22 protein-coding genes are annotated in these 23,499 nt (G+C 56.5%); 8 read left to right on the top strand and 14 right to left on the bottom strand.

Annotation, left to right across the window (positions count from 1 at the left end):
* Window positions 1–431: 431 nt before the first annotated feature.
* From ACN0TA_RS12785 to ACN0TA_RS12755, 7 genes are all read right to left on the bottom strand, one after another.
* Complete coding sequence (locus tag ACN0TA_RS12785; protein WP_417583493.1) at window positions 432–1,895, bottom strand: NAD-dependent succinate-semialdehyde dehydrogenase; 1,464 nt, start codon at window positions 1,893–1,895, stop codon at window positions 432–434.
* Between the two features lie 153 nt (window positions 1,896–2,048).
* A complete protein-coding gene (locus ACN0TA_RS12780) occupies window positions 2,049–3,743 on the bottom strand; it encodes a thiamine pyrophosphate-requiring protein (protein WP_417583491.1) in 1,695 nt (564 codons plus the stop codon).
* Window positions 3,744–3,838: 95 nt separating this feature from the next.
* Complete coding sequence (locus ACN0TA_RS12775) at window positions 3,839–5,323, bottom strand: aldehyde dehydrogenase family protein (protein ID WP_417583489.1); 1,485 nt, start codon at window positions 5,321–5,323, stop codon at window positions 3,839–3,841.
* An 82-nt stretch (window positions 5,324–5,405) separates the two neighbouring features.
* On the bottom strand, window positions 5,406–6,926 hold the full coding sequence (locus tag ACN0TA_RS12770; protein ID WP_417583487.1) for a tripartite tricarboxylate transporter permease: 1,521 nt from the start codon (window positions 6,924–6,926) through the stop codon (window positions 5,406–5,408).
* Window positions 6,920–7,417, bottom strand: a complete 498-nt coding sequence (locus tag ACN0TA_RS12765; protein ID WP_417583485.1) for a tripartite tricarboxylate transporter TctB family protein — start codon at window positions 7,415–7,417, stop codon at window positions 6,920–6,922. The genes ACN0TA_RS12770 and ACN0TA_RS12765 overlap by 7 nt, the downstream gene beginning before the upstream one ends.
* A 131-nt stretch (window positions 7,418–7,548) precedes the next feature.
* On the bottom strand, window positions 7,549–8,529 hold the full coding sequence (locus ACN0TA_RS12760; protein ID WP_417583483.1) for a Bug family tripartite tricarboxylate transporter substrate binding protein: 981 nt from the start codon (window positions 8,527–8,529) through the stop codon (window positions 7,549–7,551).
* Window positions 8,530–8,747: 218 nt separating this feature from the next.
* On the bottom strand, window positions 8,748–9,998 hold the full coding sequence (locus ACN0TA_RS12755) for an FAD-dependent oxidoreductase (RefSeq protein ID WP_417583481.1): 1,251 nt from the start codon (window positions 9,996–9,998) through the stop codon (window positions 8,748–8,750).
* A gap of 294 nt (window positions 9,999–10,292) precedes the next feature.
* Here ACN0TA_RS12755 and ACN0TA_RS12750 point away from each other — a divergent pair, with 294 nt between their 5' ends.
* The 7 genes from ACN0TA_RS12750 to ACN0TA_RS12720 all read left to right on the top strand — a co-directional run bounded on the left by ACN0TA_RS12750 (window position 10,293) and on the right by ACN0TA_RS12720 (window position 16,343).
* Window positions 10,293–12,008 carry an acetolactate synthase catalytic subunit gene (locus ACN0TA_RS12750; RefSeq protein WP_417583479.1) on the top strand — a complete coding sequence of 572 codons (1,716 nt, stop codon included), beginning with the start codon at window positions 10,293–10,295 and terminating at the stop codon, window positions 12,006–12,008.
* The gene (locus ACN0TA_RS12745; protein ID WP_417583477.1) at window positions 12,005–12,739 is read left to right on the top strand and encodes an SDR family oxidoreductase; all 735 of its coding nucleotides are present in this window, start codon (window positions 12,005–12,007) and stop codon (window positions 12,737–12,739) included. Before ACN0TA_RS12750 ends, ACN0TA_RS12745 begins: the two co-directional genes overlap by 4 nt.
* Window positions 12,740–12,770: 31 nt before the next feature.
* Window positions 12,771–13,085, top strand: a complete 315-nt coding sequence (locus tag ACN0TA_RS12740; protein ID WP_417583475.1) for an NIPSNAP family protein — start codon at window positions 12,771–12,773, stop codon at window positions 13,083–13,085.
* A 176-nt stretch (window positions 13,086–13,261) separates the two neighbouring features.
* Window positions 13,262–14,278 (top strand): VOC family protein, encoded by a 1,017-nt coding sequence (locus ACN0TA_RS12735; RefSeq protein ID WP_417583473.1) that lies wholly within the window; start codon window positions 13,262–13,264, stop codon window positions 14,276–14,278.
* Between the two features lie 247 nt (window positions 14,279–14,525).
* Window positions 14,526–15,329: an IclR family transcriptional regulator domain-containing protein gene (locus ACN0TA_RS12730; protein WP_417583471.1), complete on the top strand. Its 804-nt coding sequence runs from the start codon at window positions 14,526–14,528 to the stop codon at window positions 15,327–15,329.
* A gap of 387 nt (window positions 15,330–15,716) precedes the next feature.
* Window positions 15,717–15,908 carry a hypothetical protein gene (locus ACN0TA_RS12725; RefSeq protein ID WP_417583469.1) on the top strand — a complete coding sequence of 64 codons (192 nt, stop codon included), beginning with the start codon at window positions 15,717–15,719 and terminating at the stop codon, window positions 15,906–15,908.
* A gap of 87 nt (window positions 15,909–15,995) precedes the next feature.
* The gene (locus tag ACN0TA_RS12720) at window positions 15,996–16,343 is read left to right on the top strand and encodes a transposase (protein ID WP_417583467.1); all 348 of its coding nucleotides are present in this window, start codon (window positions 15,996–15,998) and stop codon (window positions 16,341–16,343) included.
* Between the two features lie 80 nt (window positions 16,344–16,423).
* On the opposite strand, the gene ACN0TA_RS12715 is transcribed toward ACN0TA_RS12720, so the two are convergent.
* The 7 genes from ACN0TA_RS12715 to ACN0TA_RS12685 all read right to left on the bottom strand — a co-directional run bounded on the left by ACN0TA_RS12715 (window position 16,424) and on the right by ACN0TA_RS12685 (window position 21,812).
* Entirely contained in the window at window positions 16,424–16,579 is a 156-nt protein-coding gene (locus tag ACN0TA_RS12715; protein WP_417583465.1) for a hypothetical protein, read from the bottom strand.
* A gap of 116 nt (window positions 16,580–16,695) precedes the next feature.
* Window positions 16,696–16,974: a transposase gene (locus tag ACN0TA_RS12710; protein ID WP_417583463.1), complete on the bottom strand. Its 279-nt coding sequence runs from the start codon at window positions 16,972–16,974 to the stop codon at window positions 16,696–16,698.
* Window positions 16,975–17,284: 310 nt separating this feature from the next.
* Window positions 17,285–17,650 (bottom strand): hypothetical protein, encoded by a 366-nt coding sequence (locus tag ACN0TA_RS12705; RefSeq protein WP_417583461.1) that lies wholly within the window; start codon window positions 17,648–17,650, stop codon window positions 17,285–17,287.
* Window positions 17,637–18,494 carry an intradiol ring-cleavage dioxygenase gene (locus tag ACN0TA_RS12700; RefSeq protein ID WP_417583459.1) on the bottom strand — a complete coding sequence of 286 codons (858 nt, stop codon included), beginning with the start codon at window positions 18,492–18,494 and terminating at the stop codon, window positions 17,637–17,639. The genes ACN0TA_RS12705 and ACN0TA_RS12700 overlap by 14 nt, the downstream gene beginning before the upstream one ends.
* Window positions 18,495–18,536: 42 nt before the next feature.
* Window positions 18,537–19,592 carry a maleylacetate reductase gene (locus tag ACN0TA_RS12695; protein WP_417583457.1) on the bottom strand — a complete coding sequence of 352 codons (1,056 nt, stop codon included), beginning with the start codon at window positions 19,590–19,592 and terminating at the stop codon, window positions 18,537–18,539.
* Window positions 19,593–19,625: 33 nt separating this feature from the next.
* Window positions 19,626–21,287, bottom strand: coding sequence for an FAD-dependent oxidoreductase (locus tag ACN0TA_RS12690; RefSeq protein ID WP_417583455.1), 1,662 nt, complete (start codon window positions 21,285–21,287; stop codon window positions 19,626–19,628).
* Between the two features lie 90 nt (window positions 21,288–21,377).
* On the bottom strand, window positions 21,378–21,812 hold the full coding sequence (locus tag ACN0TA_RS12685; RefSeq protein ID WP_417583453.1) for a MarR family winged helix-turn-helix transcriptional regulator: 435 nt from the start codon (window positions 21,810–21,812) through the stop codon (window positions 21,378–21,380).
* A 202-nt stretch (window positions 21,813–22,014) separates the two neighbouring features.
* Between ACN0TA_RS12685 and ACN0TA_RS12680 the strand changes: the two genes are divergently transcribed.
* Window positions 22,015–23,463: an aldehyde dehydrogenase gene (locus tag ACN0TA_RS12680; RefSeq protein ID WP_417583451.1), complete on the top strand. Its 1,449-nt coding sequence runs from the start codon at window positions 22,015–22,017 to the stop codon at window positions 23,461–23,463.
* Window positions 23,464–23,499: the final 36 nt, after the last annotated feature.

Raw genomic sequence — 23,499 nt, 5'->3', positions numbered from 1 at the left:
GCGGCGCCCCTGGGAGAGGCAACTCCCCAATTGGACCTACAGTCGCCAGCGTTTGTCTAAGCACACATTCCCAGAATATTCCTTCACCCGCGGGGCAGACTATCGTCACCTCAGCCTGCTGCTGGACGCACATAATTTAATGTGCAAATGTCACAAAATCATGAGTTAAAGCCCCTGACCCCCATGTCCTATGATGACTTCATTGCCGAACTGAGTAAGGCGGGCCTTAGCGTTCGAAAGTTTGCGCAATTACTGGGCAGGCGCCCGAATTCTATTTCCAACAACCGCAAACTAGGTGAGGTGCCGGATCACCTTGCCATGATCGCAGTGTTGCTGGCGGAACTGCATGTTCGCAACATCCCTATTGCCCCCGCCTTCGCGCGTCTTAGGCTATCGCCAACGCGCCATTAAGGCATGGGGGCTTTTAGGTGTCATGCTATGCCACCCAAGCACACGTATTTCAGTTCCATGAACTCATCGATGCCATATTTTGAGCCTTCTCGTCCCAAGCCGGACAGTTTGACGCCACCAAAGGGGGCCTCTGGTGTTGAGACAAGTCCGGTGTTGACGCCGACGATTCCGAACTCCAGCGCCTCAGCTACCCGATAAACGCGTGCAATATCTGTTGCAAAAAAATAGGAAGCCAAACCAAAATCAGTATCATTGGCTTGAGCGATGACATCGGCCTCATCAACAAAATGAAACAACGGGGCAATAGGGCCAAACGTTTCCTCCCGTGCGATCCTCATTTCACGAGTGACGTCCGCCAGCACTGTGGCTTGGTAGAATGTGCCCCCAAGGGCATGAGGGATCCCTCCCTGAAGTATTCGTGCCCCTTTTGATACAGCCTCTGCCACATGCTCCTCAACCTTGGACATGGCCGCCCTGTCGATGAGTGGTCCCAAAGAGACGCCTTCAGCAAAACCGTCACCGACCTCGAGAGCAGCAACAGCCGCAGCCAGTTTCGTCGCAAAAGCGTCATAGACACCATCCTGTACGTAAATTCGGTTGGCGCAGACGCAGGTTTGTCCGTTATTGCGAAACTTGGCGATGAGTACCCCGTCTACGGCCGCATCCAAATCGGCATCGTCAAATACGATGAAAGGCGCATTGCCTCCGAGTTCCAAGCTAAGTTTCTTGATCGTAGGGGCGCTCTGTTCATAGAGTTGCGTGCCAATTTCCGTGGAACCGGTAAAAGTAAGTTTCCGGACAACCGGGTTTGCAGTCATCTCTGCGCCGATCTCTCTGGCGGATCCGGTTACAACGCTGAAAAGTCCATCGGGAAGCCCCGCGCGTTGGGCAAGCACTCCCAGTGCTAGCGCCGAGAGTGGCGTCTGTGACGCCGGTTTAAGAACTAGCGCACATCCGGCGGCGAGTGCCGGACCAGCTTTGCGGGTAATCATGGCATTAGGAAAATTCCATGGTGTTATTGCGGCGACGACACCGATTGGCTGCTTCATCACTAGGATTCGCTTATCCCGCTGATGACTAGGCACCAAGTCGCCGTAAACACGACGTCCCTCTTCGGCAAACCACTCTATAAAGCTGGCTCCATAAATGATCTCGCCTACAGCTTCTGCAAAAGGTTTTCCCTGCTCAAGCGTCAGTATACGACCTAAATCTTCCTGATTTTCGATCATGAGCTCGAACCAACGCCGGAGCACAACCGATCTTTCCTTGGCCGATCGGCCAGACCATTCCTTTTGGGCTTGAGCAGCTATAGTAAGAGCTCGCTTCGTCTCGATCGCACCGAGATTGGGTACACGGCCGATGACTTCGCCGGAAGCAGGATTGGTGACTTCGATGGCGTCGGAGATCACGGGAATCCACTCTCCGCCGATAAGGGCCGCTTCCCTCAAAAGTGTATGATCGTTGAGCGTTCGCCGTATTGCCATTGCACCGGGTCCCTTTCGAAATATGACGGCCCTTGGCTTGACCGACTGGCGTTCATCTTCATGCACTCATACCGTGAGTCGAATAGCAGGGTTGGCATTCCTCCTCCTTTGCTCTCGCGAACAAGCTAAGAATGAGTAATCTATAGACAAGCATCAGTTAGCGTCAGCGAAACCGACGGACACGTCCAGCAGGACTGCCCGTCGCTCCCTTCCAATGATTTCTACTGCACGCCGAAGCTCACTGGCCAAATCCTTCGCTGTTTCGACGCGGACACCAACGGCGCGATTTGCCTTCGCAACTAGCGCGAAGTCAGGCGATGGCGATAACGAGACGAAGGGCATCTGGTTTGACGTCGCCGCCGCGCCATCGGGATAGCCGTTGACCACCGAGCGGCGCACCGCATTCCACATCTTGTTGTTCTTTACGATGATCAATATGGGCAGTTGAAGGGCTTCTGCGGCCTGAAGGCACGCGACGGGATTTGCGAATATGAACGAGCCGTCCCCTACGCAGGCGATACATAGGCGATCGCGATCGGCAAGCTGCGCGCCGAGTGCTGCCGGGACTCCCCAACCGAGACCGCCGGAATGAGGATGGGTAAAAAATTGTCTGCTGGACACCGTCGTTATCGCGTTGGGCACGACGCCGAGTTCGTTAAAAAGCAGCGCATCTCTATCCAAAATGTCCGAAACACAGCAGCTGAGCAGCTCATTGGAGATACCGAGCTGACTTTTATTCCAAGCGTTTTCAGTCAATTGCGCATGGCGGTCCTCGTAAGCCCGCCGCGCGTGCGCTCCCCACTTCGGCCAGTTCTTTGATGGCTCATCAAATTCGCGCCCGAGCGCCTGAAGTGCGCTAGCCACACCCGAGGTAATGGCGAGATCTGTCTGGTACGTGCGATAGGGCAATTGCCGGAAATGCGGATCATTCCCGATATGAATGCACGCTTTGAGATGGTCTGGTCTATCGGTTTCCTCAATCCACGGCACGCTGGTTTCCAAGACGATGGCGACATCGGCTTCCGCAAGTATCGTCCCGACGTCATAACCGGCAAACATCGCATGCGAGCTCGGCAGGACATTGACCACCGTGAAGGGCTCAACGACAGGAATGCTAAAGCGTTCGGCGAACTCTGCAATAGCTTTGGCACTGGCGGCATCTGCCCTCTGAGAGATGATCACGGGGCGCTCCGCTCGCCGCAACAGCTTGGCGGCCTCCACGATGGCAGCGTGCTCTGCGGCTGGCGCCGATGCAGGCACCGGCGCCGCCGGCAGCGCCCGTGCGTGCACCGCGATGGGATCGTGCAGCGCCTCGAGCGGCAAGCTGACGTAGACCGGCCCGGTGGGCTCGGACACTGCGAGATCTGCCGCGCGGCGAATGAGCGGAACCGCCTGTTCCGGATAGCGCAGTTCATAGCGAAACTTGCACGCTTCTCCTACAAGCGTGCTCTGATCATACATCTCTTGTCCATACTGAACATGAGTACGCCGAGAAAAGGCGTGTCCGCGAGTGGTGATAGGGGTGCGTCCCGAAAAAATCATCATCGGCACATTATCGGAGGCCGCATTGAGTACACCCATCGACGCATTGGCCAATCCGACATTGGTGTGCACCATGACGGCCTGCATCTTGCCCGTGGCTAGGTAATATCCATGCGCCATGCCGACGGCGACAGTCTCATGAGGCGCAAGCACTGGCTCTGGCATGAATCCCGCTTTGGAACCCGCGAGAGCCTCGATAACAGGAGCGAAATCCGTTCCAGCATTTCCAAACAGGTAGTCAACCCCCGCGGCGTCGAGGCCCATCAAAAAGCCCTCGGCGCCGGTCTCGGGTATAGGAGTGTCCAAGTTGGGCTCGCGGTCATGCATATCTGGTTCTCGCTTCTCGAGCAAAATTCCCTCCCGGTACGTATTCACTGCAATTGCTTACGGCACCTAGCAGATCAGCCAAACTTGATCCGGACGTTCTTTAGGCGCAAATATTTGTCATATCCGTCGGCACCGAAATCCTTTCCGAACCCCGATTTCTTAAAACCGCCGATCGGAGAGGCGATATCGTCGGGTCCGTACTGATTTACCCAAACTGTTCCCGCCTGCAATTTGTGTGCGCAGTGGAGAGCGGTGTTGAGGTTGGCCGAATACACTCCTGCGGCCAGCCCGTATTGGCTGTCATTGGCCAGGCTCAGGGCTTCTTCCGGATCGCTGAAGGTCTGCACGGACAGAACCGGGCCGAAGACTTCTTCCTGAACGATCGGATTGTCCTGCTCGAGTCGTTCGACCATGGTGGGCTTGAAGAACCAGCCCCCCGATACGTTTTCATAGAGACCGCCGCCCAGCGTGATTTCGGCGCCTGCTTCCTTGCCCTGGCGCAATATGTCGAGAATACGCTCGCTCTGCTTTTCGGAAATTACCGGCGAGAGAGTAGACGCCTGCTTCCATGTGGGCCCGGGAACCACGGTCAAAAGCTGGCGCCTGACTGCATCGGTGAATTCATTGGCGATCTTTTGGTCGACGATGAGTCGGGTACCTGCAAAGCAAATTTGCCCCGCATTCCTTATGACCGATCGCGCCACCGTATCCGCCACGATATCGATATCGGCATCGGCGAATACGAGTTGGGGACTTTTCCCGCCGAGTTCCAGGGAAACGGGCTTAGGTCCGTGCCTTGCGGCGTCGCCCATGACCACGGAACCCGATTGGGTCGATCCGGTGAAGGTCACGTAATCGATGCCGGGATGAGTGACGAGCGCGTGACCCGTGATCGGCCCCGTGCCAGGCAGAACCGAAATACACGCCGCCGGCACGCCTGCCTCGACCGCGAGTTGAGCCAACCGGATGATTGAAAACGGCGTGAACTCTGAAGGCTTCAAGATCACCGCGTTGCCTGCGGCAAGCGCCGGCGCGAGTTTGATCGTGGACAAGATGATTGGCATGTTCCATGGAGATATGGCCGCGACGACGCCATAGGGCTCTTTCTGGGTAAAGTTGAGAGCGTTGCCGCCTGAACCAAGAACGTCGCCATGGGTCCGACTCATGAGTTCGCCATAATATCGGATGATCTCGATTGCCTTGGGTATGTCAGCAACTCGGGCCTCCGAGGCGAGCCTCGTCGACGCCACGGCTTCGAGCTGCACAAGTTCGTCTAGATGTTGCTCGGCGAGATACGCCCAGCGGCGAAAAATGCGGGCGCGGTCTACCGGGCGCACGCCCCTCCATGTGCCGGAACGGAAGGCTTGCGTTGCAACCTCAACGGCACGGTCGACATCCGAAAGGTCCGCCCCACGCATCGTCAGAATGATTTTTCCATCCGATGGGCGGATGACTGGAAACGGATCGCCGAGCCCTTCGCGCAGCTCGCCCGCAATGAGGCATCCGGAAGGAAACGAAACCGTCTCGGGATCGAATAGGTCGGGGTCGGAATTAGTCAATTGTGCTTCTCCCAATGGATCTAGAGATTACGTAAGAGCGACCGTGGGACACTCGAGCCGCGGGGACTTCTCGCGGGAGTGATCATTCTCGCGCACCCAAGACGGCGCGGTTTCGCTTCCGGGCATTAAGGGAAGAAACGAGCGGCAAGATCAGCATGACCAAAGCCAGCAGCAGAAATATCGCGCTTAGCGGCCTTTCGAAGAACCCGAGGATATTTCCTCGCTGAAGAAGCATGGCTCTTTGGAAATTCTGCTCCATCATCGGCCCGAGAATGAAGCCCAGCAGCAGGGGCGCCACGGGATACTTCAGGACGGCAGCAAAATAGCCCACGACACCGAACAAAATCAGTATGTACAAATCGACGATCGAATAGCTAACCGAATAGGCACCTACGCAGATGAAGGCCACGATGGACGGAAACAAGAAAGAATAGGGAATAGCTAGCAGTCTGACCCAAACGCCGATCAAGGGAATGTTCATGATCAGCAACGCGATGTTTCCGACGATAAAGGTGAAGATCACCCCCCAAAACATCGCGGACTCGGCTACGATGAACTGTGGACCGGGTGTCACCCCGTGGATTATGAGCACGCCGAGCAGCAGCGCCACGACTGGATCGCCTGGGATTCCGAGCGTGAATGTCGGAATGAAGGCCGTTTGAATGGCGGCGTTATTGGCGGATTCGGGCCCTGCGATCCCTTCTATGGCGCCTTTGCCGAATTTTTCGGGTGTCCTGCTCGTCTTGCGTTCGAGCGCATAAGAAAGAAATGAGGCCGCGATGCTTCCAGTGCCGGGCAGTGTACCGAGCAGGGATCCAAGACCGCTTCCCCGCGCGATGGCCGGCCACATCTCGCGCCAGTCCTTGCGGTTGGGCAAAAGCGCCTTGAAGCGGAAGTCCACGGTCGAAACGGATGTAGGCATGTGGCCAACATTGCGCATCAATTCACTTAGGCCGAACAGCCCGAGCGCGATGGCGACGAGAGACACACCGTCATAGAGTTCGATGACACCGAACGCGAACCGGGTGGTGCCACTGGTGCCATCGATCCCTACCATCCCGATCAGGAGCCCGAGCGCCACCATCACAAGCGACTTGGCGGCCCCCGCCGACGTCATCATGGTGGCGGCAATCAAGCCCAGGACCATCAGCGAAAAGTACTCTTGCGCGCGAAACTGCAAGGCCAGCCGCGCGAAAGGCTCGGCCGATACGGCCAGAACCAGAGTTCCGAATATCGCACCCACGAAAGAGGCGATGGCCGTGATGAACAGGGCCGGCCCCGCCCTGCCTTTTTTGGTCATCGGGTACCCGTCGAGGCACGTGACGGCCGAACTGGCCGTTCCCGGAAGATTCAGCAGAATGGACGCCGTCGAACCACCATAGGCGCTGCCGTAATATATCCCGGCCAAAAGAGAAATGGCCGTCAGCGGTTCAAGGTAGAACGTCAGCGGAATCAGCAGGGAAATGGCTGCCAACGTCCCGATTCCCGGAATAACGCCCACGACCATGCCGAGCGTCACCCCGACCAGACAATACAAGATATTATCGAGTGCTACCGCACGGTAGAAGCCCTCGATTATACCGGGGGAAAACACATCTACCATTTGATCGCCTCGATCTGAATGCCCAGCCCAATCCTGAAAATGAGTATGCTTAAAGCCGTAACCACGGAGGCCAGAATAAGAATCTGCCAAACGCGAAGGGACTTATCGGCGAAACCACTCAACAAAACGGCCATGAAAACTGCTGGCCCTAAACCGAACCTCACCACGACGAAACTGAAGACGACGATGGAAAGCACAAGGACAAAGAATGAGCGGCCTTGAAAAGGGATGTTTGAATCCTCCGCGGCGTCATAGGGATCGGCATTTATGGAGAAAAGCTCGGAAATTATCAGGATAGCCGCGAACACCATCAAGAGGATGCCGATCCAGAACGGTAAATAACCGGCCCCCACGCGCGATCCCGCAAGCAGGCCGTAGCGCGAACCCTCCCACGTAGCGAAGGCGCCTAGGGCCATGATAAGGATCGCCGCCACGACCTCTCGCAAATTTACCTTTCTCATTTTCAAGATAGAGGCTGTATTGAACTTCATTTAAGAATACTCGTTTGCACCGAATTTACTTTCTGTTTGAGTGCGTTCGACTGGCGTTCGCCTTCTAGGGAAGACCGAACTGAACTTGGTACTTCCGGAGCAACGCGTCCGGAAGTACCAAGGCGTCAATGTCAGTCGAAATCGATGTCCAAACCGGAGATGCTTTCCTGCCAACGCGCGCGTTCGGCCGGCACAAAATCCTGAAACGCAGCGAGCGCCATCGGAGTCGGAGTGAAACCGGCGCTTTCAAAACGCGAAATGACGCGTGGATCGTCCAATGCCTCGTTGATGGCATCATTGAGGGCGGCCAATATATCGGGAGAGGTGGCGGCCGGCGCGAAAATCCCGAACCATGTGGTGGCGGCGAAATTGTCCAGGTCAGGATATTCGGCCAGAATGGGGACATCGGGCAGATCCCCCAGTCGCTGAGCGGCGGTTGCAACCAGCGGCTTTACGGTCTCGCTTTCAATCTGAGCTTGGATGTTGCGCGAATAAAGCGAATAGCCGAGTTGCACCTCTTCCCCGATGACCGCTGTCAGGGCCTCCATCTCACCGCCATAGGGGATCGCCTGAGCCTCTATGCCGGTCTCGGCATCGACGATCATCCCGATCAGGTGCGGCGTACCACCCTCGCCCGTCGTGCTGTAATTGAGCTGGCCGGGATTTTCCCTGGCATAGTCTAAGAGTTCCTCGAAAGTATTGACTGGAAGCGATTTGGTCGCGACCAGCATGAAGCTCTGCTCGGAAAGCAACGCCACCGGCGCTATGTCGTCGGTGGGGTCAAAACCGTATTCGGCCTCAAAGTCTAGGGTTAGCGCGGGCCTGACAGCCATGATCGCGGCCGTCGCCATAGCTATGGTGTGACCATCTGCCGACGCGCGCGACAAGCGGTTGAGGGCAACGCCTCCGGTCGCGCCGGGTATATTCTCCACTACGACCGGCTGCCCCCAATCTTCCGACAGCACATCGGCCACTGCGCGCGCCATCACGTCATTGGCGCCCCCGGCCGGAAACCCCACCATCAGCGTCACTGGTCGCGTGGGAAAATCCGCGCCATATGCCGATGAGGTTACAATAACCGCAGCCAAAATTCCCAGAATTTTCTCATTCATTGAATATGTCCTCCTCTTTTCAATTCGCCCGAACCGGTATTCGATTCACAGACATTCAGTTGTGACTTCAATTTACGGCCCATGCCTTTTCACACGAACTAACAGACGCCGAACGGATCCCGCTAGTTAGGCGACGGCAATCGGCTAGGCTGCCGCGAGCGTCATTGCATACGGTTCCTCCATTCCCATTGGACGATCAAGCAAGGGTAAGACGGCGTTCACTTGGTAAACACCGGCACGTCACGCGCGCATTCCGGCGAAGCCGAGCGGGTTCGCACGTCCGGAAGCGGTACCGTTGCGGGGTTATATTGGTAGACCCAGTCGAAACGTTCTTTCATTCTAGAACTGCTGAAAACGCTTTCCATGAAAGAAGACCCACGTTCTGGATCCCGCAGTTCCTCGCTATGGAAACTTTTGACGTTTGCATTGGCCTGCTCCACCAGCCTTGCGGTGCGATCGAGCCGCGCCGCTTCGAAAGACCGCAAGGCCAGTTCGGTATCGTCGAATTCTCCCAAGGCACGCGCGAGCAGAACACCATCCTCGATTGCCATATTGGCACCTTGTGACATGGTCGGCATGGTGGGATGTGCGGCGTCGCCGAGCAACGCGGTCCGGCCCGAGACCCATTCGCGCAAGGGTGACCGCAACATCAACGCCCATTTGTGAGGATGTTTGGCGCCCGATTCGATGATCGCGCGTACACCGTGCGCCCAGCCCTCAAAATCTGCGAGCATTTCTTCTTGGCTTCCCTGCGTGGACCAACTTTCAACCTGCCAGTCATCACGCTCAACGATACCAACGACATTGAGGAGCTCGCCGCCACGCAGGAAATAGTGTACGAAGTGAGCCCCAGGCCCAAGCCAGTTGGAGCTGACCGGACGAACCGGGATTCTGATATCCTCTTTCGGCATGACCATCCGCCACGCCACGCAGCCCGAAAACACGGGCTTGTCGGCGCCGAATAGTTCGCTTCTAACCACCGAATGCACGCCATCGGCGCCAACGAGAACATCACCTTTTACGACGCCCCCGTCGCTTAAAAAGACCGATATCGCAGTGCCGTCATCCTCATGACGAACATACTGCTTGTTCAGCAGGATGCACTCAGGATCGATCTCAAGGATGCTCTTATAGATTATTTCGTGAAGATCCGCACGATGCAGGAAATAATACGGGCTACCGTACAATACCTCGGCGTTCATTCCAAAATCCAATCCGGGCCACGTTTCCCCGGTATTCCACAGGCGAAATTCCTTGCCCACGGGTACGAACGCCAGCCTTTCCATCGCCTTTCCCAGACCGAGATCGATAAGGCCGCTCGTTCCATTGGGACTGATGTGAAGCCCGGCTCCAATTTCCTGAAATGCGGGCGCACGTTCACAAACCGTGACGCGAAAACCCCGCTTGAGAAGCGCCAGCGCAGCAGTCAGACCACCAATACCGCCGCCTATAACAACAACATGTTTCATTATACTACCAACAATACTTTCCCCGATTGCACACGACAAAAGGCGGGAGCTGATTTACATGCAAAAAGCACTAGTTCGCGGTCATAGGGCTGGCAACCAAGACTGCCGTCGCGTTCAGGGGGTGAACATCTGGCTTCGCGGCGTGTCGGAAACGTGCGGATGAAACAATGGGTAAGGGCGTTCACCACGCAAACACAAGCCGCGAGGGCACTGGAGTCTGCTCCTGCGGTTGTTAAGGCTGTGCCTACCGTTACGGTACTCCCTAAGCAATTCCGCAATTACTAAGGCGATAGAATGAAGAAATTTACCGTGGCTGACGCGCTGGCTGCTGGGATGAAGCGGCATGGCGTAGAGGTCGTCTTTGGACAAAGCATTCCATCGGCATTCGTTTTGGCCCTCCCCCAGTACGGGATCCGACAGATCGGCTACCGCACCGAAAATGCCGGTGGCGTAATGGCCGATGGATATGCCCGGATATCGGGCAAAGTCGGCGTGGTTTGCGCTCAGAATGGCCCGGCGGCGACGCTGCTCGTCGCGCCGATGGCCGAGGCGATGAAAGCCTCAGTTCCCATGGTCGCCATCGTTCAGGACGTGCCGAGCACCATGGTAGACAGGAACGCCTTCCAGGAATTCGATCATTTGGCGTTGTTTGATGGCTGTACAAAGTGGACACGTCGCATCGATCGAGCCGAACGGGTAGACGACTATGTAGATATGGCGTTTACAGCCGCGACCAGCGGGCGCCCTGGTCCCGTCGCGTTGATCGTACCGATGGATGTCCTACGTCAAGACGCTCCCGAAAACACCCGCCGCACGGCCAATCTAGGCCACTATCCTCTGGATCGTATGGTGGCAGATCCCGAGCGCGTAAAGCGGGGCGCAAAACTACTTTCCCAAGCGGCCCGACCGCTGATTATCGCTGGCGGCGGCGTGCATCTGTCGCAAGCGAGCGTGGAACTGGTCGCTTTCGCGGAAAAGTCAGGAATTCCGGTGGCAACGACGAATATGGGAAAAGGCACGATCGCCGAGGATCATCCGCTAGCCATCGGGGTATTCACGAGCAACCTCCAGGAAGGGAACCGCGCCGGAGAGCTTCGGGATTATCTTTTCGATGCCGACGTCGTCTTGCTGGTCGGAACGCGCACCAATCAGAACGGCACCGATAGCTGGAAAACATACCCGTCGGAGGCACAATACTTACATATTGACATCGATCCCCAGGAGATCGGACGCAATTACGAGGCGCTGCGGCTCGTTGGGGATGCCAAGCTCACGCTCGCCGCTCTCTCTGAGGCCTACGACTATCCGCAGCGCGCGGATATCGAAGAGACCGCGACGCGTGCAAAGAACGCCGCCGCAGCGGTAAACGATTACGTCAAAGCGGTCGGGCCTGGCTCGAACGGGCGTTTGCGTCCCGAATTCGTCATGGCGCAATTGTCGCCGCTCCTCAATGCGCGTGATATCGTTGTCGCCGACGCCAGCTATTCGTCCAACTGGATCACGACATATCTTTCGGCGCAACGCCACGGCCAGCGGTTTCTCGTTCCGAGGGGCCTAGCCGGGCTGGGATGGGGCATGCCGATGGCGATCGGAGCCAAGCTCGCGCAACCCGATGCGCGCGTGGTTGCGGTCGTCGGCGATGGGGGTTTTGGCCATTGCTGGCAGGAACTGGAGACCCTCTTCCGCCTCCAACTGCCGCTGACGGTAATAGTGCTCAACAACAGCATTCTGGGCTTCCAGTATCACGCCGAGAACGTCCATTATGGGTTCCACAGCAATTCCGTGAATTTTACGCAGGTGGACCATGCCGCGATTGCAAGAGCATGCGGCTGTGAAGGCGTCAGGGTATCGGAGGCTGGTCACCTGCCCGAGACACTTTCGGAGGCAATGGCGCGCAAAGCTCCTACGCTCATCGAGGTGATGACGGACCCTGACGCCTATCCGCCGATCAGCCTGTTCGACGGCAAAAGCAAGGAACAGATCACCCGTTTGGAAAGGTTGGACGCATGACAAAACTTGCATTGGTTACCGGAGGCGCCAGCGGGATCGGCTTTTCTGCCGCCCGCCGCCTGCTGAACGAGGGTTGGACCGTTGCCATCAGCGGCAGAAACGAGGAACGTTTACAAGCTGCCCGGGAGCAGCTTGGCCATTCCTGCTTCTTGCTTCCGGCAAACGTCGCCAATGGGGACGAAATGCGCTCGGCAGTGGATCGGCTCATCAGCGAACAGGGACCGATTGGGGCGCTGGTCGCCAATGCGGGCATGAATGTTGGTCGCCGAGCGTGGGGAGAGATATCCCACGCAGATTTCCGTGATGTCGTCTCCACCAACCTTTTGGGAACCTATCATTCCGTGGACGCAGTGCTGCCGGGCATGCGCGCCAATGGCGGTGGCCGGATCGTGGTCGTGTCTTCGTTTGCCGGATGGTATGTAACTCCCCAGCCGGGTCCGGCCTATACTAGTACAAAACTGGCCATGCGCGGCCTAGTCGAAAGCCTCAACATGTCCGAAATCCTCAACGGCGTCGTCGCGACTGCACTTTGCCCTGGGGAGGTGGCGACCCCTGCAATGCAAAGGCGCGTTCCGCCGCCACCGCCCGAGGTCCTCGCCAAGATGCTGCAGCCGGACGACATTGCCGGTGCGATCTCCTACATCTTGGGCCAGCCCGGTCACGTGGCGATAAATGAGTTGGTCATTACACCGCGCTGGAACAATGCGTACAACCGTATTCCCCGCCCTTAATAGCAAACATCACACCGGGACTTGACCTGTTATGATCTATGAAATGCGAACCTATACCGCAAAGCCGGGAAAGTTGAAGTCGTGGCTCAAAGTGTTCGAGGAGACGCGACTGCCGATTTTACAGCGCCATCTCGGCCGACTGGTGGCAGCCTTCACGCCCGATACCGGTAATGTCAACCAACTGATCCACATCTGGGAATATGAGGACCATCTCGATCGCTCGCGCCGGCGCGAGCACCTGTGGTCCGATCCCGAATGGCTGGATCCGACGAAAAACACCTCTGATGCGCTGGTCGAGCAGCAAGGCATCATCCTCCTGCCCACAGCATTCTCGCCATTGCGTTAGCTATTAAGGAAGAGCGCTAAGGCGCCTTCCTTTGATTCAGCCTGAGCAGCATTTCCCTGAAAGCCACTCGTGTGGCAGCGTTCGCATGGCGAACGGAGGCCCGCGCGCGCTTTCGTGCGATGCTCATCGGGCCTAAGTTGGCGGCACATTCTGTTATCAGCTTGTATGGAGGCATTATGGCACTCTCTTCTTTTGGCTATGTGGGTTATCGGAGCGCCGACTTGTCGGAGTGGAACACCTACGGCACATCGTTGCTGGGGTTGCAGGTGGTCGACAGCACCCGCCAATCCATCGCCTTTCGAATGGACGATCGCAAGCAGCGTATCATCGTGGAAGCCGGCGATGGCGGCGGCGCCTCCTTTTACGGCTGGGAGGCCGAGGATCGGGAGGCTTTGCACGCGATTTGCCGCAGGCTCGATCAGGCCGAAGTTCCCTATACCAAAATGCCGACGGCACTCTGCGAGCAACGCGCGATTACCGAAGGCGTGACCTTTTTTGACCCCGCTGGAAATCGGCTGGAAGTGTTCTACGGAGCCACTGTCGCCGATGACGATTTTGCCCCATCCCGAGCTATTTCAGGCTTCGTTACCGGCCCGCTGGGCCTCGGACATATCGCCCTTTACGTGGAAAACATCGAACCGGCGCACGAATTTTATACCAAGATCCTGGGCTTTCGGATGAGCGATTACGTGACGGCGCCATTTCGAGCGTTCTTCTATCACATCAATCCCAGGCACCACAGCGTCGCGCTCATCGAGGGGAAATCTAACGACGTCCACCACATGATGATGGAACTCTATCATCTGGACGATGTCGGGCAAGGCTACGACATCGCCCTGAAGACGCCCGAAATGATCGCAACCACACTGGGCCGGCACAGTAACGATTTCATGACCTCGTTCTATACGAGGACACCATCACAATTCCTCATGGAATATGGATGGGGAGGCAAGCTCATCAACGTAAACGATTGGACGCCTTATGAAGTGACGGTCGGACCGAGCATCTGGGGCCATGAACGTGATTGGCTGAGCGAGGAAGGCCGCCAAAAGGCCAGAGAGATGAAATTGAAAGCAGCCTCCGATGGCGTGAGGGAGCCTCTTTACGTTGCTGGCGATAACTTCCGCGACAACGCGATTAACTGCATCTGGTGGGAGCAGGCGCGCAAGGCGAGTGACAGCAGTGATATGTGAGAAACCACAATAACGTTTCTCCGTCAGCTTGATCTGATTGCATCGACAGCCTTTGATTCTTTCGTCACGGGCAGCACCTTCGAGACAGTTGTGCCGAGTAAGAATTGCCAGTGCTCATAGCGACAAGACCGAAATGTTGGTTCTCAGCGGCTTAGCAAGAGAGTGAGGTTCATACCTTTGTGGCTCTTTATCCCAGCGTACGATTTTGCCATGCTATCAAGCTTAGGCCTATGGCTGGAGGTGTGAGATGGCGAAAGAACTTGGACAATTCAAAGAAGTTCGCTCTGTGAGCCGCGCCCTATCGCTCGTTGATACAATGGGCAGCTTGGGTTGGCTGACTCCGAGCCAACTTGCTAAGGAAACAGCGATCGACCGCGGTACAGTGTATCGTCTCCTCGCGTCGCTCATCGGCGCCGGCTATGTCGTGCGCAGAGAACAAGATGGCAAGTTTTTCCTTTCGAGCAAGATGCGCCACCTAAGCAGAGGAATTCTGGCCGAGGACACCGATTCTATGCTCGTTTCCCAAGCGCTGGCCCGGCTAACAAGCAAGATACGGTGGCCGAGCGATTACGGAACGATTTCCCGTGGAACTCTGAAAATCGTCGACTCCAGCCATCACCTCACCAGCATGACGTTCTTTCGTAATGTTGTTGGACGTATCCGCCCCATTCTCCGGACGGCCTTGGGGAAAGCTATACTTGCCGGTATGGATGAAAACGACCGACGAGCGCTAATTTCGGAAATAAGTCAGAGCAGTGAAGAGAATAAATCAGATATAAACAAGGCTGGCAAGCTTGAATGGATCTTAAAAGACTTCCAACGTAGGGGATACGCGCTTTCTCTAGAAGAGACCACCCCTCGTATCTGCGCGATCGCACTGCCTGTTTATCGACTTGGCAAAGTGGCCGGTGCAGTAAACATCATTATTTTTCGCTCTGCATTTGATCTTGATATTGTGGAAGACGAATTTATGACTCCATTAAAAGAGTGCGTGGCAGAAATACAGTTAGCGTTTGAGTCGAGCGAATACATGATGGACTCCTACAAATAGCAATGCTACTTTGCTGTTAGCTTGCGCTCGTGGACAAAGGGTAAACCACAGTTTGACTGCTGCTATTGCGACGAATCCGAGTTAAGATTCTTTGGCCTTGGCGTAACGGCGCGACACGTCTCCAGTTCATGAGCTTGTTGAAAAGCCGCTCCATCCGGTTGCGCCATTTGTATTGGGCTTTGTCGTGCGGGAGCGGACTACGCCTGTTGGTTTTTGACGGGTTGACAGCCTCGACGTCGGCGCTGGCGCACTCTTCGCCCGGGCGTCAGGACGAAGCCCAGCTGCCGCCCCTTCGCATCGCACCGGGCATGGAGCTTGGTGGTGAAACCCCCGCGCGATCGGCAAGCGCCTCGGCTGCCTGAGTCCCCTTTGCATGCCGATCGCACAATGATGGGACCGGATGACAGAGTTGTCGATCATGTCAGCGCTTCGATCACGCTCGACCAGTTCGGCCAGAGTTTTGAGCATCGCCTCGACCCTGCCTCGATATCGCCGGAAGACGCTGTTCCACTTGCCGCATCATCAGGCAGATGCCGCCATTGCGCCACCGTGCGCGCCATCCACATCATGCCTTCGTAATAGCAGCGGCTATATTTGGGCAGGGCAGCATCCGCGCCGTAACCGGCCGGGTTGGGCCGCCTTTCGCTGGGTAGGTGCTGACGTGTAATGACCGTCGTTATCGGCGTCGTTATTGACGTCAGCAACGCAAGCGGCGGGGATTTCATGCGCTATGAGGTAATGACGGGGGTTGAGCGACGGCGGCGCTGGACGGGCGAAGAGAAGCTTTCGGTTTTGGGTCAAGTCGGCGTGGACGGCGAGACTGTCGCCAGTATTGCGCGTCGGCACGATATCACCCGCCAGCATATCTATCAGTGGCGGCGCGAGATGCGCCGCAAGGGGCTCGTGAGCGCTCGACGAGCTGCTCCCATGGAACTGGCGGCCAGCCGACGCCAGCCCAATGGTTGCTGCGGCCCTAAACCGGCCGATTACTCCGCGCCCGCGTTCAGAAGGTAGAAGCGGACCCATCAGTGTCCATTCGTCATCTGTCAAACCGGTCCAGTTGCCCAAGATTGCCTCCAAATGGAAGCCGTGAGTCAAAACTGGATTCCGCAGCTCGCCTTTGTCCACGAGCGCGAGATGCCGTAATGGGCCAGCGGAGAGTAGCCAAGATTGGTGGCTGTCCCCAGAATGATGGTCTTTGTAACAAGGTCCGAGCGATCGGCCCCAGGCATGATGAGAGGAACAGCCATCGACTATTATGGTTGGTAGAGCAACCGCTTCACTCTGAGGGCATCGCAGGTCTTGCGGATCAAGATCTTCCAGACCGCGCTGACCTCATCGACAAGCGAGCGCTTGCGGGCAGGCGTCAGAGATTTTTTTGCAGAACATCCTGAAGCATGGCCTTGTCTAGGCTCAGACCGGCGACGGACCCTTTGAGCTTGCCGTTTTCTTCCTCGAGCTGACGCAGCTGCTTCATCTTAGAGGGCATCAGCCCAGCATCCCGCTTGCGCCAGTTGTAGAACGTGTTTGCCGAAACGCCTGCCTTGCAACAGACTTCCCCGACCGCGGTCCCATCCTCGGCTTGCTTGTGCCCGAGGCGATCTGCGCCTCGGCGAACTTGGACTTCTTCATTAGCATTCTCCATCTCACGGCCACGGGATCATAAGTCGAAAATTCCAGTTCAGAATGATCCCAATCGAGGCATCAGGGCACAGCGGACTGCCATTGAAATTTGACCACAGCACTGGTACACAAAGCTCATAGGTCGCGGGTGCAAACTACCGCCTTCTGGGCTATTCTGGTGTCATGCGCGGAATCCCTGATAAGAAACGCCGACCGTTTACGGCAAAGATCCGCCTTGCTGCCCGTCAACTACGAGGTTTGCAAAGCGTAGCCAAAACCCGATGGAAGGCATGCATTCTCCCACCGATTGCAGTGAAGCATTCGTTGAAAGATCAGAAAATCGAAACTCTCGCGCCGCCGCCCCGCCCTATCAGAGCAACATACGTTTCGGCGTCAAGTTGAGCTATGCGCACCGCCGGACACACCTGCAGTCTGGGCTCCAACGCATTCTGCAGCTCGGCTGCAAGCTGCTTGAGCTTGTCGGAGGTGCGATTGGCACCAGGTAGAATATGGAGCTCCAGGTTCGCCAAGGGTTGGTCCGGCAAACCGTCAACCGCGATGACCGCCAGTTGGCATGCCGACGGACCAATCGCCAGATGCGAACAAATAATCTCGCGGATTTGAGGAAGAGCGGATTTAAGCGAGGAGCCGAGGTCTTTATGGAGTTCGCGATCAATATACAGCTTAACGTTCGGCACTGGTGTTTTCCTGAACAAGAACAAAGTCAAATGGCGAACGCCATTCGGCAAGACCATCTTGCAGCCGTTCATAAGGTGCGATCAAAGTGTTCTTGACGCCGAATACTGTGTCTGAATCGAGGTACTCGTCCTCACCAACGAACGTATGCGTGACTAGCTTCTCATAGCCAGGGGCCGTGACGATGTAGTGCATATGGGCAGGCCGATAGGGATGGCGGCCCAAATGCGCGAGCATCTGACCGACAGGTCCATCATCTGGTATGGGATAGGAAACGGGCTTAATGCCGACAAAGCGGTAATGCCCGTCGGCACCGGTCGTAAAGATGCCACGGTTGTTCCATTTGGGTTGGATGTCAGGTTGCTGTACGTCATAGAAACCTTCAGCGTTGTCTGACCAGACATCAACGCGTGCGCCTTCGATCGGGTTGCCGTTCAAATCGAGAACCCGCCCTTCGAACAAGCAGCTTTCGCCCTTGCCATCCAAGCAGATCGAAGCACCCATTTCGCGCTCTGGTGCTCCGGCGACATGAAAGGGCCCTAGCACCGTATTTTCGGTGGCGCCGGCCGGCCGTCGATTGTTGATCGCATCGACGAGCATCGAGAGCCCAAGTGTATCCGAAAGAAGGATGAATTCCTGCCGTTCAGGGGAACAGATCTGTCCTGTCCGGGTAAGAAAGTCGATTGCCACCTCCCATTCGCTTTGCGAGAGCTCAATTTCCTTCGCAAAGGCATGGAGATGTTTAACCAATGCCGACATGACCTGTACAAGACGGGGATTCGCCCCTTCGCTCATCCGAGCATTCACCGTCTCAACAGAATTCTCCTCCGTGAAATATGGAAGCATTTGCAGCCCTCTCCGATATGTTGTGTCCGATGCTCAGTGCTATTATTCAGGCGGGGATCCTTCCCATGCTCGCGAGAGCATGTCCCGAACCGCGTTCTTTTCTACCGGGCGCGGGTTCCAATAGGCATTGGTGGTTGCGAGTTCAGCAGCTCTTTCGAGATCGCTTTCCTTAAGTCCGAGGTCCCGAAGAGCTGTGGGCGCTCCCAACTGCACTGCGAAAGAATGTAGCCCGCCGCCAACACTGCCGCCGAAAATTTCGGCCACGGGACGAAGGAATTCATCCGCCGCGACTGCGTTGAATGCGGCTGTATGAGGCAGCATGATCGCGTGCGTCTCAGCGTGGGGCAGATCGAAGCTGCCTCCGAGGGTGTGGCAAATCTTGTGGTGCAACGCCATGCCGACGCTTCCCAACACCGTACCGCACAACCAGGAGCCATATAAGGCGCGACTGCGCGCATCTATGTTGGTCGGCTCTGATACAATAACCGGCAACGCCGCTTGAAGAGCTCGCAGCGCGTCCACGGCCATAAGCGATGAAACGGGGTTCCGATCTTGAGCGTATAGCCCCTCGACCGCGTGTGCCATGGCATTCAAGCCGCTCGTTACGCTCATCTGCACCGGCAATCCGACGGTGAGTTCGGGATCGTAAATGACCACTTCCGGCAAAATGGTCGCATCTCTTACCGTGGTCTTTAGGCCGTTCTCGGTTTGCCCGAGAATTGGAGTGACCTCAGAACCTGCATAGGTCGTTGCAAGCACAATTTGAGGAGCATCGTTGCGGTAAGCAATCGCCTTGCCGAGGCCGATAGTAGAGCCTCCGCCGATAGAAACGATGCAATCGGCGCCAGATTCTTGGAAGGCAGCGAGAGCCTTTTCGGTGACATTCACCGGAGTATGCATTGCCGCTTCCGCAAACACTCCCGCCGATAATGTTCCAAGATCTTGAGCGAGCCTTTCGGCGTCCGACCTTTGAAAGGCCGTGGAAAGGATGAGAGCCCGCGAGCCAAGTTTTGCCACCTCATCCCTCACCTGCTTTGCAGCGCCGACGCCGAACACCACTCGCGATGCGTTTGGTTCATACACGAAGTTCATTTGCATGGGATGACCTTCCGGGATTCGTTATGCAACGTGTTAGTAGCTTGGACCGCCCAGTGCACGCTTTAATACTTTGTGCGCATCCGCTTCGCCTTGGCCTCGCCAAGCAACGACTTGGTCTGGGCGTACGAGAGCTAGGCTGGCTTGGTATAATTGCTCGGCTTCCTTAGACGATATGTCGACGACCGCGAGCTCGACATTGGCTGACTTTGCTGCTTCGACAAATTTCTCAACCTCAGGTGGGTGATCGCCAAGTCGAAGCAATGTCCAACTAAATCCAAACGTGTCATACAACGACTTGCCCGGCTCCAGCCATAGATGAGGTGCCCGACCGCCTGGCCTGGCAGTTGGCTCGTAGGTGTCGGCACTGTCTCGCGGCGCCGCACCGGCCTCAGCGGCGACTATGGGGGAGCCCTCGTAGCGAACGCCGAAGGTTATCCCTGGAATGTTGAATTCGGCCTTGCCATGAGCTTCCAAGTAGGTTCCAGCCTCTATCCGAGCTCTTTCGCCGATCTCGTCCTCTGCTTCTATGTGTGGCGATGGTACAAATGAGCCCAGGGAGTCGGCGAAAGTTCGCGCGTAGCCGGTATTGCGAATGGCTGCGGGTCGCCGCTCGCTCTCATAACTGTCTAACAGTTTCGGTCCCGCAACGCCTCGTACGGAATGGGCAAGCTTCCAGCCGAGATTGACTGCGTCATCCACGGCGGTGTTGTAACCGAGCCCTCCGGCTGGGGTGAACAGATGGACTGCGTCCCCACCCAGGAAAACTCTGCCAGACCTGAACTTGTTAGCGACCAACGCATAGCCTGCGGTCCAGGTGCCCCGCGAAATGACAGTTGCCTCTATGGGGCGTCCGACGGCTGCCTGAAACAATGCGACGGCACCCGCATCGGTCATCGTGGCCTCGTCTTCACCATCACGCAGCTGCGTATGGAAGGCGAACTCTCCCTTGCCATCAACGGCGGCCATAAAGGCCCGCCGATCTTTGTTGAAAGTTACGTTCATCCATGCAGGGGCATGTGGAACCTGATTGTAGAAATCGGGCGCGTTTACGTAGACCGCGTACATGCGCCCGCCGAAGAAGTCACGGACAGCCCCCTCATCCCCTTCATATCGGAAGCCGAGTTTTTCTCTCACCGTGCTGCGAGCGCCGTCGCCGGCCGCAAGGTATCGCGCCCGAAGAGTCTTTTTCCCACTACCGTCAGTCGCGATGGCTGTAACGTTTACGCCTTCTCCGTCGTCTTCAAAATCGCAGACCCGCCAGCCGAATGAGATTTCGACACCGTCCAGACTGGCTGCTTGCCGATGTAAGACCTGCTCTACAAACTTCTGTGACACCCGGTGGGGCAGTTCCGCCGCGCTCCAGGATCCAGACATGCTTGTCACTCGTTCGCGCGCCTCGCGCGCACTTGGTAGTTTAAAGCGCGCTAGCTCATGACCCGCGAAGCGAGTAAAATAGGCGATGTCGGTCGGAAATTCGGGCGGCAATCCCAGGTCACGAATTTCATTGGCGAACCCAAGACGCCGAAAATGTTCCATGGTTCTTGCCTGGGTGGCGTTAGCCTGCGGATTGGTCGCAGTGGACGGTTTCTGATCGAATAGCGCCACACTGATTCCGCGCCGACCAAGTTCTATGGCAAGCATGAGACCGAAGGGGCCACCACCAACAATCGCTACATCGACATCAAACGAAGTCACCGCATCCTCCACACTAATTTTCGTCAGTTAGTAAGGAAGCCATACTATTTTGTCAATCGATACTCTTGCGAAAGGTTAGCTGCGCCCCATTCATCGTCCAGCTACGTATTGTCTCATCGCATCGCGCGCCTGCTTGAGGCGCTCGGAGCCAATCACATCTGCCATTTCTTCTTCTGCCGTTGCGACGCTTTCACCAAATGCCGCGAGCCACTTCAGTCCCGCTGGAGTAAACACGATTATCTTGGCTCGCCCATCATTGGGGTCAGGTTTTCTTTGTACCAGACCCGCTCGCTCCACTTGCTCCACGAGTTCCCTCATGGATTGCTTGGTCATTGCTGCCCTCTCGGCCAGCTCGGTCAGTCGGCTTCCGTCCTCGTCGAGATGGCGGGTAAGGTTCACGTGTGCAGCACCCAGGTCGCTGAACCCCCGCTCTCGCATAAGTTCCAGAACGCGCTGCTCGAAAACTCTGACTGCCTCGTTCATCAGGCGACCAATATTTGTCCTGCGCCAAGAACTGGGTCCCATGAATCTCTTTCTCCTGTCGATGTGGGCTCTATCTCCCCCAGCTGGGAAAGTCCGTCAACCTAGATTAGCTGCGGCGACCCGGGTTAGGTCGTCGTGATGGGTATCACAGCAAAAGGCTGCAGAGATCTATTCGTAGTTTTTCTATTGCTATAATAGCTTGTAAGGTGTTAGTAAGGATGCCTGACCAGTAGGAGGACGATGGATGGACATCGACATGTTGATCAATGGCAGCGCTGCTCAAGCGGAGCAGGGTGGCCAGTTCGTGCGCAAAAATCCGATTAGCGCAGAAATTGTAACCCGCGCGCCTGCTGCGCGGCGAGCCGACGTCAACCGCGCGGTTGATTCTGCCGCGGCAGCCTTTCCCGGGTGGGCAAAAATGGGCCCCAACCAACGCAGAACTATCCTACTGAAGGCCGCTGATCTTTTCGATGAAGCGGCGCCCGAGTTCATCGAAACTGCAATGAACGAAACCGGTGCCACGAAAACTTGGCTCGGCTTCAATGTGATGCTGGCGTCGCGGATGATCCGCGAAGCGGCATCGCTGACCACGCAGCTCAATGGTGAGGTCATTCCTTCGGACAAGCCGGGAACGTTGGCTATGTCAGTCCGTCGACCTGTGGGTGTCTTGGTTGGCATGGCGCCATGGAATGCACCCATCATCTTGGCAGTGCGTGCAGTGGCCACTCCTTTGGCCTGCGGAAACACAGTTATTCTAAAAGCGTCAGAACGTTGTCCGCACACTCATCGATTGATCGGTGAAGTGTTCAAAAGGGCCGGCCTTCCCGACGGGGTTTTGAGCGTCATAACCCATTCAGCTGAAGATGCCCCCGAAGTTGTTTCTGCCTTGATAGAGCACCCTTCGGTGAAGCGCATCAATTTCACCGGTTCTACGCGCGTGGGTAAGATAATCGCGGAGCAGGCAGGCAAAAACCTCAAGCCAGTCCTTCTCGAACTGGGTGGCAAGGCTCCTTTCGTGGTGCTCGATGATGCGGACATCGATGCGGCCGTCGAGGGTGCAGCGTTCGGTGCCTTCATGAATCAGGGACAAATCTGCATGTCCACCGAGCGCATTATCGTAGATGAGAAGGTCGCGGATCAATTCATCCAAAAGTTCGCGGCGAAAGCCAAGGGGCTTAGCTTTGGCAATTCTGCAGATAACGTCGTCCTTGGTTCGGTCGTGGATCGCGAGATCATCGATCGCGTAAAAATGCTGATCGATGACGCGACGAACAAAGGGGCGGAGATTGTCGCCGGCAATGTGCCGGACGAAGGCACGATAATGCCGGCCACCATCGTCGATCGCGTCGAGCCCGGAATGGCACTTTTCGGAGACGAGAGCTTTGGTCCTGTGGTGGGCGTCGTACGTGCCCGCGACACGGACCACGCTATCGAGCTCGCCAATGACAACGAGTACGGCCTTTCGGCATCAGTGTATGGTTCCGATATCAATCGCTCGATCAGAGTGGCAGAGGCAATTGAATCCGGCATTTGCCACATCAATGGGCCGACTGTAGGCGACGAGGCTCAAATGCCGTTCGGCGGCGTGAAGGGCTCCGGCTACGGCAAGTTTGGCGGTCGGGCCGGCATCGAGCAGTTCACTGAATTGCGCTGGATCACGATCGAAGATCCCCACCAGCACTATCCGTTCTAATCGCGAGGATACGGCGGCGGTCGCTAGACCGTCCGC

This window comes from Pelagibacterium sp. (genome assembly GCF_048264985.1).
Taxonomy (GTDB): Bacteria; Pseudomonadota; Alphaproteobacteria; order Rhizobiales; family Devosiaceae; genus Pelagibacterium.
Note: the sequence above shows the minus strand (reverse complement) of the source record. Positions and strands in the feature narration are given on the sequence as shown.

What these genes read in the sequence shown, in the direction of transcription:
- ACN0TA_RS12695 (WP_417583457.1), bottom strand. Translation starts at nt 19,592, where the DNA reads ATGCAAATGAACTTCGTGTATGAACCAAACGCATCGCGAGTGGTGTTC.
- ACN0TA_RS12745 (WP_417583477.1), top strand. Translation starts at nt 12,005, where the DNA reads ATGACAAAACTTGCATTGGTTACCGGAGGCGCCAGCGGGATCGGCTTT.
- ACN0TA_RS12750 (WP_417583479.1), top strand. Translation starts at nt 10,293, where the DNA reads ATGAAGAAATTTACCGTGGCTGACGCGCTGGCTGCTGGGATGAAGCGG.
- ACN0TA_RS12680 (WP_417583451.1), top strand. Translation starts at nt 22,015, where the DNA reads ATGGACATCGACATGTTGATCAATGGCAGCGCTGCTCAAGCGGAGCAG.
- ACN0TA_RS12735 (WP_417583473.1), top strand. Translation starts at nt 13,262, where the DNA reads ATGGCACTCTCTTCTTTTGGCTATGTGGGTTATCGGAGCGCCGACTTG.
- ACN0TA_RS12720 (WP_417583467.1), top strand. Translation starts at nt 15,996, where the DNA reads ATGACCGTCGTTATCGGCGTCGTTATTGACGTCAGCAACGCAAGCGGC.
- ACN0TA_RS12725 (WP_417583469.1), top strand. Translation starts at nt 15,717, where the DNA reads ATGATGGGACCGGATGACAGAGTTGTCGATCATGTCAGCGCTTCGATC.
- ACN0TA_RS12755 (WP_417583481.1), bottom strand. Translation starts at nt 9,998, where the DNA reads ATGAAACATGTTGTTGTTATAGGCGGCGGTATTGGTGGTCTGACTGCT.
- ACN0TA_RS12730 (WP_417583471.1), top strand. Translation starts at nt 14,526, where the DNA reads ATGGCGAAAGAACTTGGACAATTCAAAGAAGTTCGCTCTGTGAGCCGC.
- ACN0TA_RS12770 (WP_417583487.1), bottom strand. Translation starts at nt 6,926, where the DNA reads ATGGTAGATGTGTTTTCCCCCGGTATAATCGAGGGCTTCTACCGTGCG.
- ACN0TA_RS12740 (WP_417583475.1), top strand. Translation starts at nt 12,771, where the DNA reads ATGATCTATGAAATGCGAACCTATACCGCAAAGCCGGGAAAGTTGAAG.
- ACN0TA_RS12700 (WP_417583459.1), bottom strand. Translation starts at nt 18,494, where the DNA reads ATGCTTCCATATTTCACGGAGGAGAATTCTGTTGAGACGGTGAATGCT.
- ACN0TA_RS12685 (WP_417583453.1), bottom strand. Translation starts at nt 21,812, where the DNA reads ATGGGACCCAGTTCTTGGCGCAGGACAAATATTGGTCGCCTGATGAAC.
- ACN0TA_RS12760 (WP_417583483.1), bottom strand. Translation starts at nt 8,529, where the DNA reads ATGAATGAGAAAATTCTGGGAATTTTGGCTGCGGTTATTGTAACCTCA.
- ACN0TA_RS12715 (WP_417583465.1), bottom strand. Translation starts at nt 16,579, where the DNA reads ATGGCTGTTCCTCTCATCATGCCTGGGGCCGATCGCTCGGACCTTGTT.
- ACN0TA_RS12765 (WP_417583485.1), bottom strand. Translation starts at nt 7,417, where the DNA reads ATGAAGTTCAATACAGCCTCTATCTTGAAAATGAGAAAGGTAAATTTG.
- ACN0TA_RS12710 (WP_417583463.1), bottom strand. Translation starts at nt 16,974, where the DNA reads ATGGAGAATGCTAATGAAGAAGTCCAAGTTCGCCGAGGCGCAGATCGC.
- ACN0TA_RS12785 (WP_417583493.1), bottom strand. Translation starts at nt 1,895, where the DNA reads ATGGCAATACGGCGAACGCTCAACGATCATACACTTTTGAGGGAAGCG.